Raw genomic sequence first — 12644 nt, 5'->3', positions numbered from 1 at the left:
CAGTCGGCAGGCGTGCAGCTCCTCGAGACGCCGGCTCGCGCCCTCCGCATCGCGGTGGGGCTGCCCGGTCGCGTCGTCCGTCTGGTCGAGGACGCGGAGGACCTGCTCGCGCAGACGCGGATCGTCGTGGCGGCCGCGGCGGCCACGACCGCCGACGCGGCAGCGACCGTCGGTTCCGCGCACGCCGTGACACAGGACGCCGCCGGGATGGTCGCCCAGGTGCAGCCGGAACTGCAGCGGATCCTGCCCCTGCTGGAGAAGTTCGCGAAGGGGCTCTCGGCCGCGGAGGTCGAGGCCGCGATTCGGCTCGTGGACGAGCTGCCGACCCTCACCCGGTCACTGCGGGAGGACGTCCTCCCGATCCTCGGCACGCTCGACCGGGTCGGGCCGGACATCAACGAACTGCTGCACGTCATGGACGACGTGCGCCGCGCGGTGCTCGGGATCCCGGGCTTCGCGTTCTTCAAGCGGCGCGGCGAGGAGATCCTCGAGGAACAACCGGCCGAGCCGGATGACACCCCGTCAGAACCGAACGTGCGCCGCGACAGCTTGGCCCTCGCGGCGACGTTCCGTCCCTGACGGTCCGTTGCGTGGATCGCCTACTGCGGCTGCGGCACGATGCGGATGTAGGGCTTCGGCTCCTTCCAGGTGCCGAAGATCTCCTTCGCCTGCTCGTTGTTCACCGAACCGGCGATGATGACGTCGTCACCGGGCTGCCACTGCGCCGGGGTCGCGACCTTGTGGTTCGCGGTCAACTGCAGGGAGTCGATGACCCGCAGGACCTCGTCGAAGTTGCGGCCGGTGGTCATCGGGTACACGAGGATCAGCTTGATCTTCTTGTCCGGGCCGATGACGAAGACGTTGCGCACGGTGAAGTTGTCGGCCGCGGTGCGGCCCTTGGCCTCACCCTCGGTCTCGGCCGGGAGCATCCCGTAGGCCTTGGCGACGACGTAGTCCTTGTCGCCGATCAACGGGTAGTTCGGCGCGGTGCCCTGGGTCTCCTCGATGTCCCGGGCCCAACCCTCGTGGTCCTCGGTGGAGTCGACGGAGATGCCGATGATCTTGGTGTTCCGCTTGTCGAACTCCGGCTTGATGCGCGCCATGTAGCCGAGTTCGGTGGTGCAGACCGGAGTGAAGTCCTTCGGGTGGGAGAACAGCACCGCCCAGGAGTCGCCGATCCACTCGTGGAACTTGATGGTGCCGTGGGTGCTCTCGACCTCGAAGTCGGGGGCGGTGTCACCGATACGCAGGCCCATGTCCATCTCCATCCGGTCGGGGACCTTGACTTCCACTATCCAATGTCAAGCAACCGTATAGCGATTCCCGACTTCGTGCCGGGCGGGGGGCGCACTTGCGAGCGAGGTCACGCCTCGGCGACACTCCAGAGCCGGTCGACCCGACCGGCCTCAGGCCCGGAGATCGCTTGCCGATGAACGACGTGCCCCGGCTGCAGCGCGATCTTGCGGCCGTGCCGTGGGTGCAGACCCCGCTCGGCCCCCCGGAGACGTGGCCGCAGAGCCTGCAGACCGCGGTCCGAACAATGCTCGGATCCCGCTTCTCGATGTGGATGGCGTGGGGGCCGGAGCTCACCTTCTTCTGCAACGACGCGTACCGGCGCGACACGCTCGGCGCGAAGTACCCGTGGGCTCTCGGGCGGCCGGCCCGGGAGGTCTGGGCGGAGATCTGGCCCGAGATCGGGCCCCGGATCGAGAGCGTCATCGCCACCGGCGAGGCCACCTGGGACGAGGGGCTGCTGCTCTACCTGGAGCGCTCGGGCTATCCCGAGGAGACCTACCACACCTTCTCCTACAGCCCGCTCGCCGACGACCAGGGCGCCGTCGCCGGGATGCTGTGCGTCGTCAGCGAGGACACCGCCCGCGTCATCGCCACCCGGCGCATGGCCACCCTGCGCGACCTCGGGGCCGCGACCGCCGGCCTGCTCGACGTCGCCGAGATCCGGACGGCGGTGGCGGGCGCACTCGACCGCAACCGCTTCGACTTCCCCTTCGCGGCGCTCTACACGGCGGTCGGCGAGAAAGCGCCCGAGGCGCGCCTCGACGCCCTGGTCGGTCTCACCGAGGAACCCGCGGTGGAGATCCCGCTGCCCGAGCGGGACCCGGTCGTCCTGGACCTGCCCGAGAAGTTCGGGACGCTGGCCCCGGGCGGTCCCCCCGACCCTCCGACGCGGATGAAGGTGCTGCCACTGACGACCGCCGGGTCCGCGCCCCACGGCTGGCTCGTCGTCGGGCTGACGCCGCACCGCCCGTTCGACGACCACTACCGCGGTTTCCTGCACGTGGTGGCCCGGCAGATCAGTGGCGCCCTGAACGTCGGCACGATCTACGCGCAGCAGCGCCGCCGCGCGGAGGAGCTGGCCGAGCTCGACCGCGCGAAGACCCAGTTCTTCACGAACATCAGCCACGAGCTCCGGACCCCGTTGACGCTCATGCTCGGCCCGCTCGGGGACGCGCTCGGCGACACGGTGCACCCCCTGGCCTCGGCTCATCGCGACCGCGTCGAGGTCGCCCTGCGGAACGCCGAGCGCCTGCTCGGCCTGGTGAACACACTCCTCGACTTCTCCCGGCTCGAGGCCGGGCGCGTGACCCCGACCCTCGAACCACTCGACATCGCCGCCTACACGGCCGACCTGGTGCGGATGTTCGACTCGGTCGCGCTCGCGGCGGGCCTGGCCCTCGACATCGACCTGGCCCCGCTGGAGCGGCCGGTCCCGATGGACCGGGACATGTGGGCGAAGATCGTCCTGAACCTGCTGTCGAACGCCGTGAAGTTCACCTTCACCGGCGGCATCGCGGTCACCCTGCACATGCCGGCCTCCGACGGCGGGCAGGCTCTCGAACTCTCCGTCCGCGACACCGGGATCGGGATCGAGCCCGCCGACCAGGCTCGCCTCTTCGACCGGTTCACGCGGGTCGAGGGCGCGCGCTCGCGTTCCCACGAGGGCTCCGGGATCGGTCTCGCCCTGGTGACCGAACTGGTGGAGCTGCTGGGCGGCACCGTCGATCTGGAGAGCGCCCCCGGCGTGGGGTCCGTGTTCACGGTGCGTATCCCGGTCGCACCGGCCGAGGCGCCACCGGCGGAGGACGAGCTCACCGACCCGCAGATCCGCACCGACGTGCGCCGCTTCCTCGACGAGGCCGCGCGCTGGGTCGGCCCCACGACGACGACCCCGGTACCGGCCGAGGGCGAGGACTTGCACGGCCGGATCCTGGTGGTCGACGACAACGCCGACATGCGCGCCTATCTCGCGTCGCTGCTCGGCGGGACCTACACGGTCGACCTCGCCGTCGACGGCGCGGACGCCTTGGAGCACGTGGCGACCGCACTGCCCGACCTGGTGCTCACCGACGTGATGATGCCGGAGCTGGACGGCTTCGGTCTGGTCACGCAGTTGCGCGCGAACCCGGCGACCGCCGATCTGCCGGTCATCATGATCTCCGCGCGAGCCGGCGAGGACGGCGTCACCGACGGGATCGAGGCCGGTGCGGACGACTACCTGACCAAGCCGTTCACCGCGCGCGAGTTGCTCGCTCGCGTCCGTGCGAACCTCGAGCTCAAGCGCGCGACGCGCGAACGGGCCGCCCTCGAGGACAGCCGCGCGCTGCTCGACCAGGCTCAGCGACTGGCCCGGGTCGGCTCCTGGGCGGTCGATCTGAAGACCTATCAGATCACCACGTCGCCCCAGTTCGCTCGCATGCTCGGCGTACGGAACGAGGACGTCGACGGTCTCGACGTCCGGACCGCGGCGGAGACCTACCTGCTGCCGGAGTCCCGGCAGCAGGTCGTGGATGCCCTCACCGCGGGCCGGTTCGGGGCGCCGATCTCGATCGAGGCGACGTTCCGCCGCGCCGACGGTTCCGCCGTGCGGATGAAGGTCGACGGCGAGATGGAGCGCGATGCCGACGGCATCCCCGTGCGGCTGCTGGGCTCGATCCAGGACGTCGAGGAACACGCGCAGGCCGTCGAGCAGGCCGCGGCGGACGCCGCGGAGCGCGAGGCCGCGGTCCGCGAGCACCGGATCGCCGAGGAGCTGCAGGCCAGCTTGCTGCCGGGTCTGGACTTCGACCCCGACTACCTCCAGGTCGCCGCGTTCTACCGCGCCGGCGTGGAGGGCACCCAGGTCGGCGGTGACTGGTACGACGTCATCGAGCTCGGGGCGGGACGGACGGCGCTGGTCATCGGCGACGTGATGGGCCGCGGGGTGCGCGCCGCGGCGGTCATGGGCCAGCTCCGCTCGGCGATCCGCGCCTACGCGCGCCTCGACCTCCCACCGGCGGACATTCTCGAGCTCGTCGACGGCGCGGTGCGCGAGCTCGGCGAGGACCAGATCGTCACCTGCGTCTACGCCGTGTTCGACCCGGTCGAGCGGACGCTGTCGTTCGCGAACGCGGGGCACCTGCCGCCGCTGCTCGCCTCGCCGGGCCGTCGGGTCCGCGTGCTGTCGGAGGGCGCCGGTCCGCCGATGGGCAGCGGTCCGATCGCGCTGACGGGCGAGTCCGTCGAGCTGCAGGCCGGCGACACCCTGGTCCTCTACACGGACGGCCTGGTGGAGCGCCGGACCCGCGACATCGACCTCGGCGTCGATTCCCTCGCCGCCGGGCTGCGTGACCTGCCGGAGGACCTCAGCCACGGCCCGCCGGCCCTGGTCGAGCGGATGCTGCCGGACGGCCCGGACGACGACATCGCGATCCTGATCGCCCGCGTACCGCACACCGACTCCGCATTGCGGTCCGCGATCCTGCCGGTGCCCGCGGATCTCGGCCGGATCGGCGCCGTGCGCGAGTTCGTCATCGGCACCCTCACCGAGTGGGGCATCGGCGGCTCGACGATCGACGACATCACGCTGTTGACCAACGAGCTGACCGCCAACGCTCTGACGCACGGTCAGGGAGAGGTCGACCTGCGGCTGCGGCTGGCTCGCGACGCGGTGATGATCGAGGTCAGCGACGAGGCGACCGTGCTGCCGCGGCGTCTGCGCTCGGGCCTGGAGCACGAGCACGGTCGCGGACTGCTGCTCGTCACGCACCTCGCCGAGCGGTGGGGCGTTCGGCCGACCCCGAACGGCAAGTGCGTGTGGTGCGTCGTGTCGCTGCGGCGGAGCTGACCGGCTCACCCGTCCGACCATTGATCTGACGGGATGTCAGGCACGCTTCAACGCCGACGGCTTGTGGACCGCCTCGCCGCTGCCGGACTCGCTCCGCACGAGGTACTGCGGGTTGCCCCGGGACGCGCGGACGGTACGGCCCGCGGCCTCGGTGTCGGAGGTGATCTTCCGGAGCACGACCCCGGTGGCGCTGCCGCCGTGGGACTGCCAGGTCACCTTGTCGCCCTTGCGGAACGTCTTCTTCGCCATGGAGCGGGAGCTACCCGCTCTCGGCCGTCCGGATGCGTACCAGGCTCTGGGCGAGGACGTCGGCGAGCGCGCGGACGTACCGGGTCTGCGCGGGGGCGTCGTAACGGCTGCTGGGCGGGAAGGCCATGCCGAGGACCCCGAGGCGACGGTCGCCGACCTGGAGGGGGACGACGTGCAGCGCACGCTCGGTCGGGAACAGCCCGCGCAGCGGCGGGTACCGCTCGGCCAGCTCGGCCAGGGAGTGCACGACGATCGGCCGACCGGTGCGGTAGACGATCGCCGACGGGATGCCGGCGTTGACCGGGACCTCGTCATAGGCCGGCGACCCGGCCTCGGGCGCCACGTCCTGACCGAGGGCACGCAGCCGGTCACCCTCGCCCACGTAGACCCGGGCGACGAGGGCTCCGAGCTCGCGCACCGCGGCAGCGATGACGGACCGCGCCATGTCCTCGGCGTCAGACACCTCGGCGAGGGCGGCGTTGACGCGCTGCAGCAGGTCGAGCCGCGCGGCCGCCTCGCGCAGCACGGAGAGGTCCTCGACCTCCTGGACGAGCACCTCCGCGAACGGCACCGGCTCCTCGGGCTGCTCCCCGCGCGCGTAGGCGCGGAGCTGGGAGATCAGTCCACCCACGTACCAGCGCCGGAAGAGCTGGTGCACCGCCGGCGTCTCGAGGTTGAGGATCCGCGCGCTGCGGGCGTACTGATCGACCTGCTCGAGCGCGGCGAGGTACCGCTCGCCCGCCTCGATCGCCGTCAGCGGCAGGGCGACGACCAGGTCGGTGTGCCGGGTCCCGCACGCGGCCGCCGCGGCGGCCTGCTCCTTGAGCGCGGTCCGCGCGTGGGCGAAGTCGGAGGTGACGACGTCGACGAGTGCGTCGAGGTCCGGCGGCAGCGGCGCGGCCGCCTCACCGCGGGCCAGCGTGAGCTCGCGGACGACGTTGTCGATGTGCTGCTTGGCCTCCAGCAGCAGGCGGGTCGGCACGGCCCCGAGGGAGACGGTGAAGGTCTCCTCGGCCTCGTCCTCCCAGGCGTCGAGGAACGCGTCGAGGTCGACCTCGGGCGGCTCGGGCCGGTTCGCGGAGCCAGGACGCAACACCGCCCAGACGATCTTGCCGCCGTCCTCGTCCGGGTCCACCCCCCACGACTCGGCCAGCGCGGCGACGACGGTCAGTCCGCGACCGGTCATCGCGTCGTCGCTCTGAGCCGGCAGGACGAGTCGACGTCGGCCCGCGTCCGAGACCTGGACGCGCGCGGCGCCGCCCCCGAGGACGGTGATGCCGACCAGGATCGGCGGTTCGCCGTGCAGCTGGGCGTTGGTGACGAGCTCGGTGAGAACGAGCTGGGCGTCGGCGACGAGGTCCTCCGGGAGCCCGACGAGCTCCTCGGCGACCAGGGCTCGACACCGCGCGGCGGCGTCGGGGCCCTCGATCGGTCGCAGCACCGGCTGCGCCGTATCCATCCCGAAGCCTCCTGTGGTGCTGTCGCGACCCGGGGCGTCAGGGCCGGTCACACCGCGGAGGACGTTACCGGAGTAAGCGTCGGGTTTTGTGTCCGCCGAATGGCTGTCTTTGTGCGACGAAATTTGCACGCAGCGTGAGCGAAGTGAGGAGCGCCACGTCAGCGCGCACGCCGCGGGGCCCGCCACGTCACGGTGCGCCACAGAATCTCGGTGAGAGCGAGCGAAACCGTCTCCGCACCGGCGTCGTCGACCGCCAATTGGTGCGCGCAGCGCTCGAACATCCAGGTGAGCGCCGTCGCCACTCCGTCGATATCTGACGGGGCATCAGCACTGTCCGTCCAGCGAACTCTCAGGTGGCTTGCAGTTTGGGATGCGATCTCCTCGACGGCGGACCGCCAGGCCGCGCGCATCGCCGGATCGTGCTCGGCGAGCTCGACGATCGCGGCCAGCACGGGACGGTTGGCCCGCCAGTGCCCGACGACCGCGCGCATCAGGGTCTCGAGCTGCTCGCGCGTCACCGTGGGGTCGGCGAGGCCCTCGCTCGACACCTCCTCGCGCCACGCGAGGGACTCCTGGGCGAGGCGGCCGACCACGGCGTGCTTGTCGGGGAAGCAGGCGTAGAACGTCGCCCGGGAGACGCCGGCCTCGGCGAGGATCCGCTCGACCGTCAGGGACGCCATCGGGTCGCCGGCCGACAGCAGCCGCCGGGTCGCGGCGAGGATCTCGGCCGTCGACGCCTCGCGTCGCCGGCGCCCGGCGGCCGCCTGGACGCTCTCGGTCGGTGCCCGCTTCATCTGGACATCGTAGTCGTTCCGAACATAGCGTATGAGTCATACAGTCTGTTCAGATCTCACCCCGGAGGCCGGCCATGGCGCTCGACACCGCAACCCCGCCCGCAGCCCCGCCGACGGCGGCCGACCTCAACCGCGGGGCGCGCCTCGCGCTCGCCTGGAGCGGGATCGCGTGCACGGTGCTGTTCGCGATCGGGTTCCTCGGGTGCGCGCGCTGGCTCCCCTTCCCCAGCCCCGACGACTCGGCCGAGCAGATCGCGGCCGACATCGCGGGCAACCAGACGGCGATCCGCGTCGGCGTGATCTTCATGATTCTCGGCTTCGGTCTGTTCGCGACGTTCGTCGTCGGCGTGGCACTCGAGCTGCGGGACACCGACGGCGCGCATCCCGCGCTGACGTGGGTTCAGCTGGTGTGCGGCGGCGGGTGCGCGGCGATCCTCGCGCTGTCGCCGATGTTCTTCGGAATCATGGCGTTCCGCGCGGGCGACATCCCGCCGTACGTCACGCAGTCCCTCTACGACATCGCGTGGTTCTGCTTCGTGATGCCGTACCCGATCTTCGACCTGTTGCTGATCGCGCAGGGGTGGGCGATCCTGCGCGACCGTCGCAGCACTCCGGTCTTCCCGCGGTGGGCGGGCTACCTCTGCTTCGCCACGTCGGCGGCGCTGGTCCCGACCGGGTTCATCATCTTCTTCAAGACCGGCCCGTTCGCGTGGAACGGCATCATCGGCCTCGGGATCCCGATGATCTACTTCTTCGCCTGGATCATGACGCTGTCGTTCTACCTGATCCGGTACGTCAACCGGGAGACTCGACCGACCGCCCCGCGGGCTACCGTGGCCGGGTGACGAGCCGGTTCCAGATCGCGACGCGGGCGAACGTCCCGCCGTTCCACGTCATGGACCTGTGGGCGGCAGCCGGCCGTCGCCAGGCCGAGCACGGGGACGTCGTCAATCTCGTCGCCGGGCAACCGATGACGCCGGCACCGGTTCCGGTGCGCCGCGCGGCCGCGGCGGCGCTGGAGAACGACCTGCTGACCTACACCGTGTCGCCGGGCATCCCGGAGCTGCGGACGGCGATCGCGGAGCACCACGGCCGGTGGCACGGGATCGACGTCACCGCCGAGGACGTGCTCATCACGACCGGGTCCAGCGGTGGCTTCCTGCTCGCGTTCCTCGCCGCGTTCGAGGTGGGTGACCGCGTCGCGATCGCACGACCCGGCTACCCCTGCTACCGCAACGTGCTCACGGCGCTCGGGTGCGAGGTGGTCGAGCTGCCGACCGGCCCCGCGGACCGCTTCCAGCCGACGGTCGCGATGCTCGAGGCGCTCGACGAACCGGTGAAGGGGCTCGTCGTCGCCTCACCCGCGAATCCGACGGGGACGATGCTGCTGCCCGCCGAACTCGCCGCCCTGGCGAGTTGGTGCGAGGCGAACGGTGTCCAGCTGATCAGCGACGAGATCTACCACGGCATCTCGTTCGGGGACGCGCCCGAGTACAGCAGCGCGTGGGCGACGAGCCGCGAGGCCATCGTCTTCAACTCGTTCTCGAAGTACTTCTCGATGACCGGCTGGCGCATCGGCTGGATGCTCGTGCCGGAGCGGCTGCGCCGAACCGTCGACGCGCTGAACGGCAACTTCACGATCTGCGCGCCGGCGCTCTCGCAGCTCGCCGCGGTCGCCGCGCTGACCGAGGAGTCCTACGCCGAGTGCGAGGCGAACGTCGCGCGCTACGCGGAGAACCGCGCACTGCTGCTGGACGGGCTGCCGAAGCTGGGCCTGGAGCGACTCGCCCCGGCGGACGGTGCGTTCTACGTCTACGCCGACGTCGGGCACCTCACCGGCGACTCGATGGCGTTCTGCCACCGGATGCTCGCCGAGACCGGCGTCGCCACCGCGCCGGGGATCGACTTCGACGTCGTGGAGGGGCACCACTTCCTGCGGTTGTCGTTCGCGGGGACACCCGACGACGTCCGCACCGCCCTCGACCGGTTGGCGGGCTGGTTGTAGGTGGGCCCGTTGGCGAGTGTTGCCGAGATCGAGGCGGCGCTGGCGGCCGTCGGTGACCCGGTCCGCGCGGACCACGAGCGCCGGTACCTCAAGAGCACGCGGAAGCACTACGGCACGGGGATGCCGGCCGTGCATCGCATCGCGAAGGGCGTGGGCCGTCTCGACCACGCGACGCTCGTCGATCTCGTCGAGGCGCTGTGGCAGAGGCCGGCGTTCGAGTGCTGCGCGGTCGCGGTCGATCTGCTCGTTCATCGCGTCAAGACGCTGGGCCCGGCCGACCTGCCGCTGATCGAGCGCCTGATCCGCACCTCGGGCACGTGGGCGCTGGTGGACAACCTCGCGGGCAACGCCGTCGGCCCGATCGCGGACGCGCACCCGGAGACCGGGGTCGTGCTGGACCGGTGGGCGGGCGACGAGGACTTCTGGGTGCGGCGCTCGGCGCTGCTCGCGCACCTGGTTCCGTTGCGCCGGGGCGGTGGGGACTTCGCGCGGTTCGCGCGCTACGCCGACGCGATGCTCGACGAGCGCGAGTTCTTCATCCGCAAGGCGATCGGGTGGGTGCTGCGCGACGCAGCCCGGACCCGGCCGGAGCTCGTGTTCGACTGGCTGCTCCCCCGCGCGGCCCGCGCCTCCGGCGTGACGATGCGTGAGGCGGTCAAATACCTGACGGAGGATCAGCGCGCGGCGGTGCTCGCGGCCCATCGGGGGTCGTGAACTTCGCGCCCGGGCGGCAGACTGGGCCCGTGGCGAAGAAGCTGAACAACATGGCCCGGCTGGAGGCGGTGGCGCTCGCGCTGCCCGAGGCGGAGCGCGTCGACATCGAGTCCTGGGGTGACCACCCGACGTTCCGCGTCCGCGGCAAGAACTTCGTCTTCTGCGACCAGGCCGCCACGCATCTGACGGTGAAGCTGCCGTCGGAGGAGGCGGCCGGCCTCGTCGCGTCCCGCGAGAACGCGGAGCCGGCCGGCTACGGGCTCGGCCGGAGCGGGTGGGTGGCCCTCACCCTCGCGGAGTCGCTCCCGGCGGCGGAGTGGGCCGAGGTCGCCGAGATGGTCGAGACGTCCTACCGGCTCGTCGCGCCGAAGACGCTGGTGCGCCGCCTGGACGACCCGGAGTAGGTCTCAGCGCGCGATGCTCGCGGTGCACCGTCCGGGCTCGACGAACGCGCGGAGCTCGGTCACCTGCAGGCCGGAGTCGAGGCCGTTGAGCACGCCCTGAATCAGCGCGCGGTGCATGCCGCAGACGAGGCCGGGCTGCTCGCGGGCGACCTCGAGGAACGGGCAGTGCCGCAGGTCGACGTGCAGCCCGTCCTCGGCGACCGCGACCTCGGGGGCGAAGCCGATCGAGTCGAGGATCTCGGTGAGGTGACCGGCCACCCGAGTGGCGTCGTCGCCCCGGGCGCGCCGGCTCGGGCGGGCGCCGGTCTCGCCCAGCAGAGCCTGACCCCAGGCGTCACCGGTGCGCTCGGCGAGCGCGACGTCGCCGGACTCGGCGGTCGCCTGCGCGAGCATGCGGGACAGCAGCAGGTAGTTGCGGCTGTCCCGGTGCGTCACCGGGCGGAACAGCAGGCGGGGGCGGCCGCGGCCGCCGCGGGGATCGGGCGCCTGCTCGGCGAGCCCGTCGGCGACGAGGCGGCGCAGATGGAAGCGCACCGTGTTCGGGTGCAGGTCCAACTGGGCGGCGATCTCCTCGACGGCGACGGCCCGGCCGAAGGCACGCAAAGCGGACAGAACTGCCCCGCGTCGGTCAGAGACCACCGTGCTCCCTTGATCGCAAATGTTCCACCAGACCCCCGAGCCTCAATTTTTCCAATTATCCTCGTAGAAAATCACGCCCGCTCCAGTCGCAGGTGAGGGATGACCGAAGACCTGATCAAGAACAGTTTCGCGGTTGTGGAGCCCCAGGCCGACCGCGTGGCGTCGTACTTCTACGCGCGGCTGTTCATGGAGGCCCCCGAGCTGCGTGAGTTGTTCCCGGTCGCCATGGACCTCCAGCGCGACCGGTTGTTCGGCGCCCTCGTGCGGATCGTGCAGGGATCGGACCAGCCCGAGTTCCTCGACGGCTTCCTCACCGGCCTCGGTCGCGACCACCGCAAGTTCGGCGTGAAGGCGGCGCACTACGAGGCGCTCGGCCGGTCGCTGCTCGCCGCGATCGCGCGCTACGCCGGTGACGCCTGGACGCCCGAGGTGCAGAACGCGTGGGTGGAGGCGTACGCGCGGGTCGCGCGCACGATGATCGAGGCCGCCCGTCGCGCGGCGCTCGACACGCCCGACTGGTGGCTGGCCGAGATCGTCGAGCACGAGGAGCGCGCGGCGGACATCGCGGTCGTGCGGCTCCGTCCGGACCAGCCGTTCCCCTACGAGGCCGGGCAGTACTGCTCGGTCGAGACGCCGTGGTGGCCGCGGGTGTGGCGCAACTACTCGATGGCGACGGCACCGAACAAGGACAACCTGCTCGAGTTCCACGTCCGCAAGGTCGACGCGGGCTGGGTCAGCACGGCGCTCGTGCGCAAGGCACGACCGGGCGACGTGGTGCGGATCGGCCACGCGACGGGGACGATGACCGCGGACCGCACGTCGGACCGCGACCTGGTCTGCATCGCCGGCGGCACCGGGCTCGCCCCGATGAAGGCGATCATCGAGGACATGGGTCGCTGGAACTGGTACCGCCGCGTGCACCTGTTCGTCGGCGCGCGGACGGTGGAGGACCTCTACGACCTGGCGGCGATCAACAGCCTCGCTCGGGCGTACGAGTGGCTGAACGTCGTGCCCGCGATCTCCGACCAGCCCGACTTCCCCGGCGAGCAGGGCGTCGCCGTGGACGTCGCGCTGCGGCACGGCGACTGGCGCAATCACGACGTCTTCATCTCCGGCTCGGCGCCGATGGTGCGTAACTCGATCGACCGCCTGCTGATCAGCGGCGTCTCGCTCTCGCGAATCCGCTTCGACTCCTTCGGGTGACTGACGCCCCTCCATGAGGGCACGCCGATCGGGGTAGAGGAGCGGAGAGCCGTAA

The 12644-nt window shown here is 71.4% G+C and carries 12 protein-coding genes; 7 read left to right on the top strand and 5 right to left on the bottom strand.

Annotation, left to right across the window (positions count from 1 at the left end; all coding sequences use genetic code 11):
• Window positions 1–12: 12 nt before the first annotated feature.
• Window positions 13–579 carry a hypothetical protein gene (locus tag ABD401_RS03445; protein ID WP_344601620.1) on the top strand — a complete coding sequence of 189 codons (567 nt, stop codon included), beginning with the start codon at window positions 13–15 and terminating at the stop codon, window positions 577–579.
• A 20-nt stretch (window positions 580–599) separates the two neighbouring features.
• Here ABD401_RS03445 and ABD401_RS03440 read toward each other — a convergent pair whose 3' ends face one another.
• Window positions 600–1256 carry a peroxiredoxin gene (locus ABD401_RS03440; RefSeq protein WP_344602303.1) on the bottom strand — a complete coding sequence of 219 codons (657 nt, stop codon included), beginning with the start codon at window positions 1254–1256 and terminating at the stop codon, window positions 600–602.
• Between the two features lie 173 nt (window positions 1257–1429).
• On the opposite strand from ABD401_RS03440, the gene ABD401_RS03435 reads away from it, so the two are divergent.
• Entirely contained in the window at window positions 1430–5122 is a 3693-nt protein-coding gene (locus tag ABD401_RS03435) for a SpoIIE family protein phosphatase (protein ID WP_344601618.1), read from the top strand.
• Window positions 5123–5158: 36 nt separating this feature from the next.
• Here ABD401_RS03435 and ABD401_RS03430 read toward each other — a convergent pair whose 3' ends face one another.
• The 3 genes from ABD401_RS03430 to ABD401_RS03420 all read right to left on the bottom strand — a co-directional run bounded on the left by ABD401_RS03430 (window position 5159) and on the right by ABD401_RS03420 (window position 7624).
• On the bottom strand, window positions 5159–5371 hold the full coding sequence (locus ABD401_RS03430; protein ID WP_344601616.1) for a hypervirulence associated TUDOR domain-containing protein: 213 nt from the start codon (window positions 5369–5371) through the stop codon (window positions 5159–5161).
• A 10-nt stretch (window positions 5372–5381) separates the two neighbouring features.
• Window positions 5382–6830, bottom strand: coding sequence for a GAF domain-containing protein (locus tag ABD401_RS03425; RefSeq protein ID WP_344601614.1), 1449 nt, complete (start codon window positions 6828–6830; stop codon window positions 5382–5384).
• A gap of 158 nt (window positions 6831–6988) precedes the next feature.
• Window positions 6989–7624, bottom strand: a complete 636-nt coding sequence (locus tag ABD401_RS03420; protein WP_344601612.1) for a TetR/AcrR family transcriptional regulator — start codon at window positions 7622–7624, stop codon at window positions 6989–6991.
• Window positions 7625–7698: 74 nt separating this feature from the next.
• Here ABD401_RS03420 and ABD401_RS03415 point away from each other — a divergent pair, with 74 nt between their 5' ends.
• From ABD401_RS03415 to ABD401_RS03400, 4 genes are read left to right on the top strand one after another with little or no spacing between them, the layout of a single operon-like run.
• Entirely contained in the window at window positions 7699–8469 is a 771-nt protein-coding gene (locus ABD401_RS03415) for a hypothetical protein (protein WP_344601610.1), read from the top strand.
• Window positions 8466–9629 carry a pyridoxal phosphate-dependent aminotransferase gene (locus ABD401_RS03410; RefSeq protein ID WP_344601608.1) on the top strand — a complete coding sequence of 388 codons (1164 nt, stop codon included), beginning with the start codon at window positions 8466–8468 and terminating at the stop codon, window positions 9627–9629. The genes ABD401_RS03415 and ABD401_RS03410 overlap by 4 nt, the downstream gene beginning before the upstream one ends.
• A complete protein-coding gene (locus ABD401_RS03405) occupies window positions 9630–10343 on the top strand; it encodes a DNA alkylation repair protein (RefSeq protein ID WP_344601606.1) in 714 nt (237 codons plus the stop codon).
• 50 nt (window positions 10344–10393) lie between these two features.
• Window positions 10394–10747 (top strand): MmcQ/YjbR family DNA-binding protein, encoded by a 354-nt coding sequence (locus tag ABD401_RS03400; protein ID WP_344602301.1) that lies wholly within the window; start codon window positions 10394–10396, stop codon window positions 10745–10747.
• Window positions 10748–10750: 3 nt separating this feature from the next.
• Here the strand turns inward: ABD401_RS03400 and ABD401_RS03395 are convergent, their stop codons facing one another.
• Window positions 10751–11386 (bottom strand): helix-turn-helix transcriptional regulator, encoded by a 636-nt coding sequence (locus ABD401_RS03395; protein WP_344601604.1) that lies wholly within the window; start codon window positions 11384–11386, stop codon window positions 10751–10753.
• 99 nt (window positions 11387–11485) lie between these two features.
• Here ABD401_RS03395 and ABD401_RS03390 point away from each other — a divergent pair, with 99 nt between their 5' ends.
• A complete protein-coding gene (locus ABD401_RS03390) occupies window positions 11486–12589 on the top strand; it encodes a globin domain-containing protein (RefSeq protein WP_344601602.1) in 1104 nt (367 codons plus the stop codon).
• Window positions 12590–12644: the final 55 nt, after the last annotated feature.

It is taken from the genome of Sporichthya brevicatena (assembly GCF_039525035.1).
In the GTDB taxonomy this organism is placed as follows: domain Bacteria; phylum Actinomycetota; class Actinomycetes; order Sporichthyales; family Sporichthyaceae; genus Sporichthya; species Sporichthya brevicatena.
This window is presented reverse-complemented; position numbering and strand designations above follow the sequence as displayed.

Bases quoted from the DNA above. Each gene is read 5' to 3' on its own strand.
- ABD401_RS03440 (WP_344602303.1), bottom strand. From the start codon at position 1,256: ATGGGCCTGCGTATCGGTGACACCGCCCCCGACTTCGAGGTCGAGAGC.
- ABD401_RS03435 (WP_344601618.1), top strand. From the start codon at position 1,430: ATGAACGACGTGCCCCGGCTGCAGCGCGATCTTGCGGCCGTGCCGTGG.
- ABD401_RS03430 (WP_344601616.1), bottom strand. From the start codon at position 5,371: ATGGCGAAGAAGACGTTCCGCAAGGGCGACAAGGTGACCTGGCAGTCC.
- ABD401_RS03425 (WP_344601614.1), bottom strand. From the start codon at position 6,830: ATGGATACGGCGCAGCCGGTGCTGCGACCGATCGAGGGCCCCGACGCC.
- ABD401_RS03420 (WP_344601612.1), bottom strand. From the start codon at position 7,624: ATGAAGCGGGCACCGACCGAGAGCGTCCAGGCGGCCGCCGGGCGCCGG.
- ABD401_RS03415 (WP_344601610.1), top strand. From the start codon at position 7,699: ATGGCGCTCGACACCGCAACCCCGCCCGCAGCCCCGCCGACGGCGGCC.
- ABD401_RS03400 (WP_344602301.1), top strand. From the start codon at position 10,394: ATGGCCCGGCTGGAGGCGGTGGCGCTCGCGCTGCCCGAGGCGGAGCGC.
- ABD401_RS03390 (WP_344601602.1), top strand. From the start codon at position 11,486: ATGACCGAAGACCTGATCAAGAACAGTTTCGCGGTTGTGGAGCCCCAG.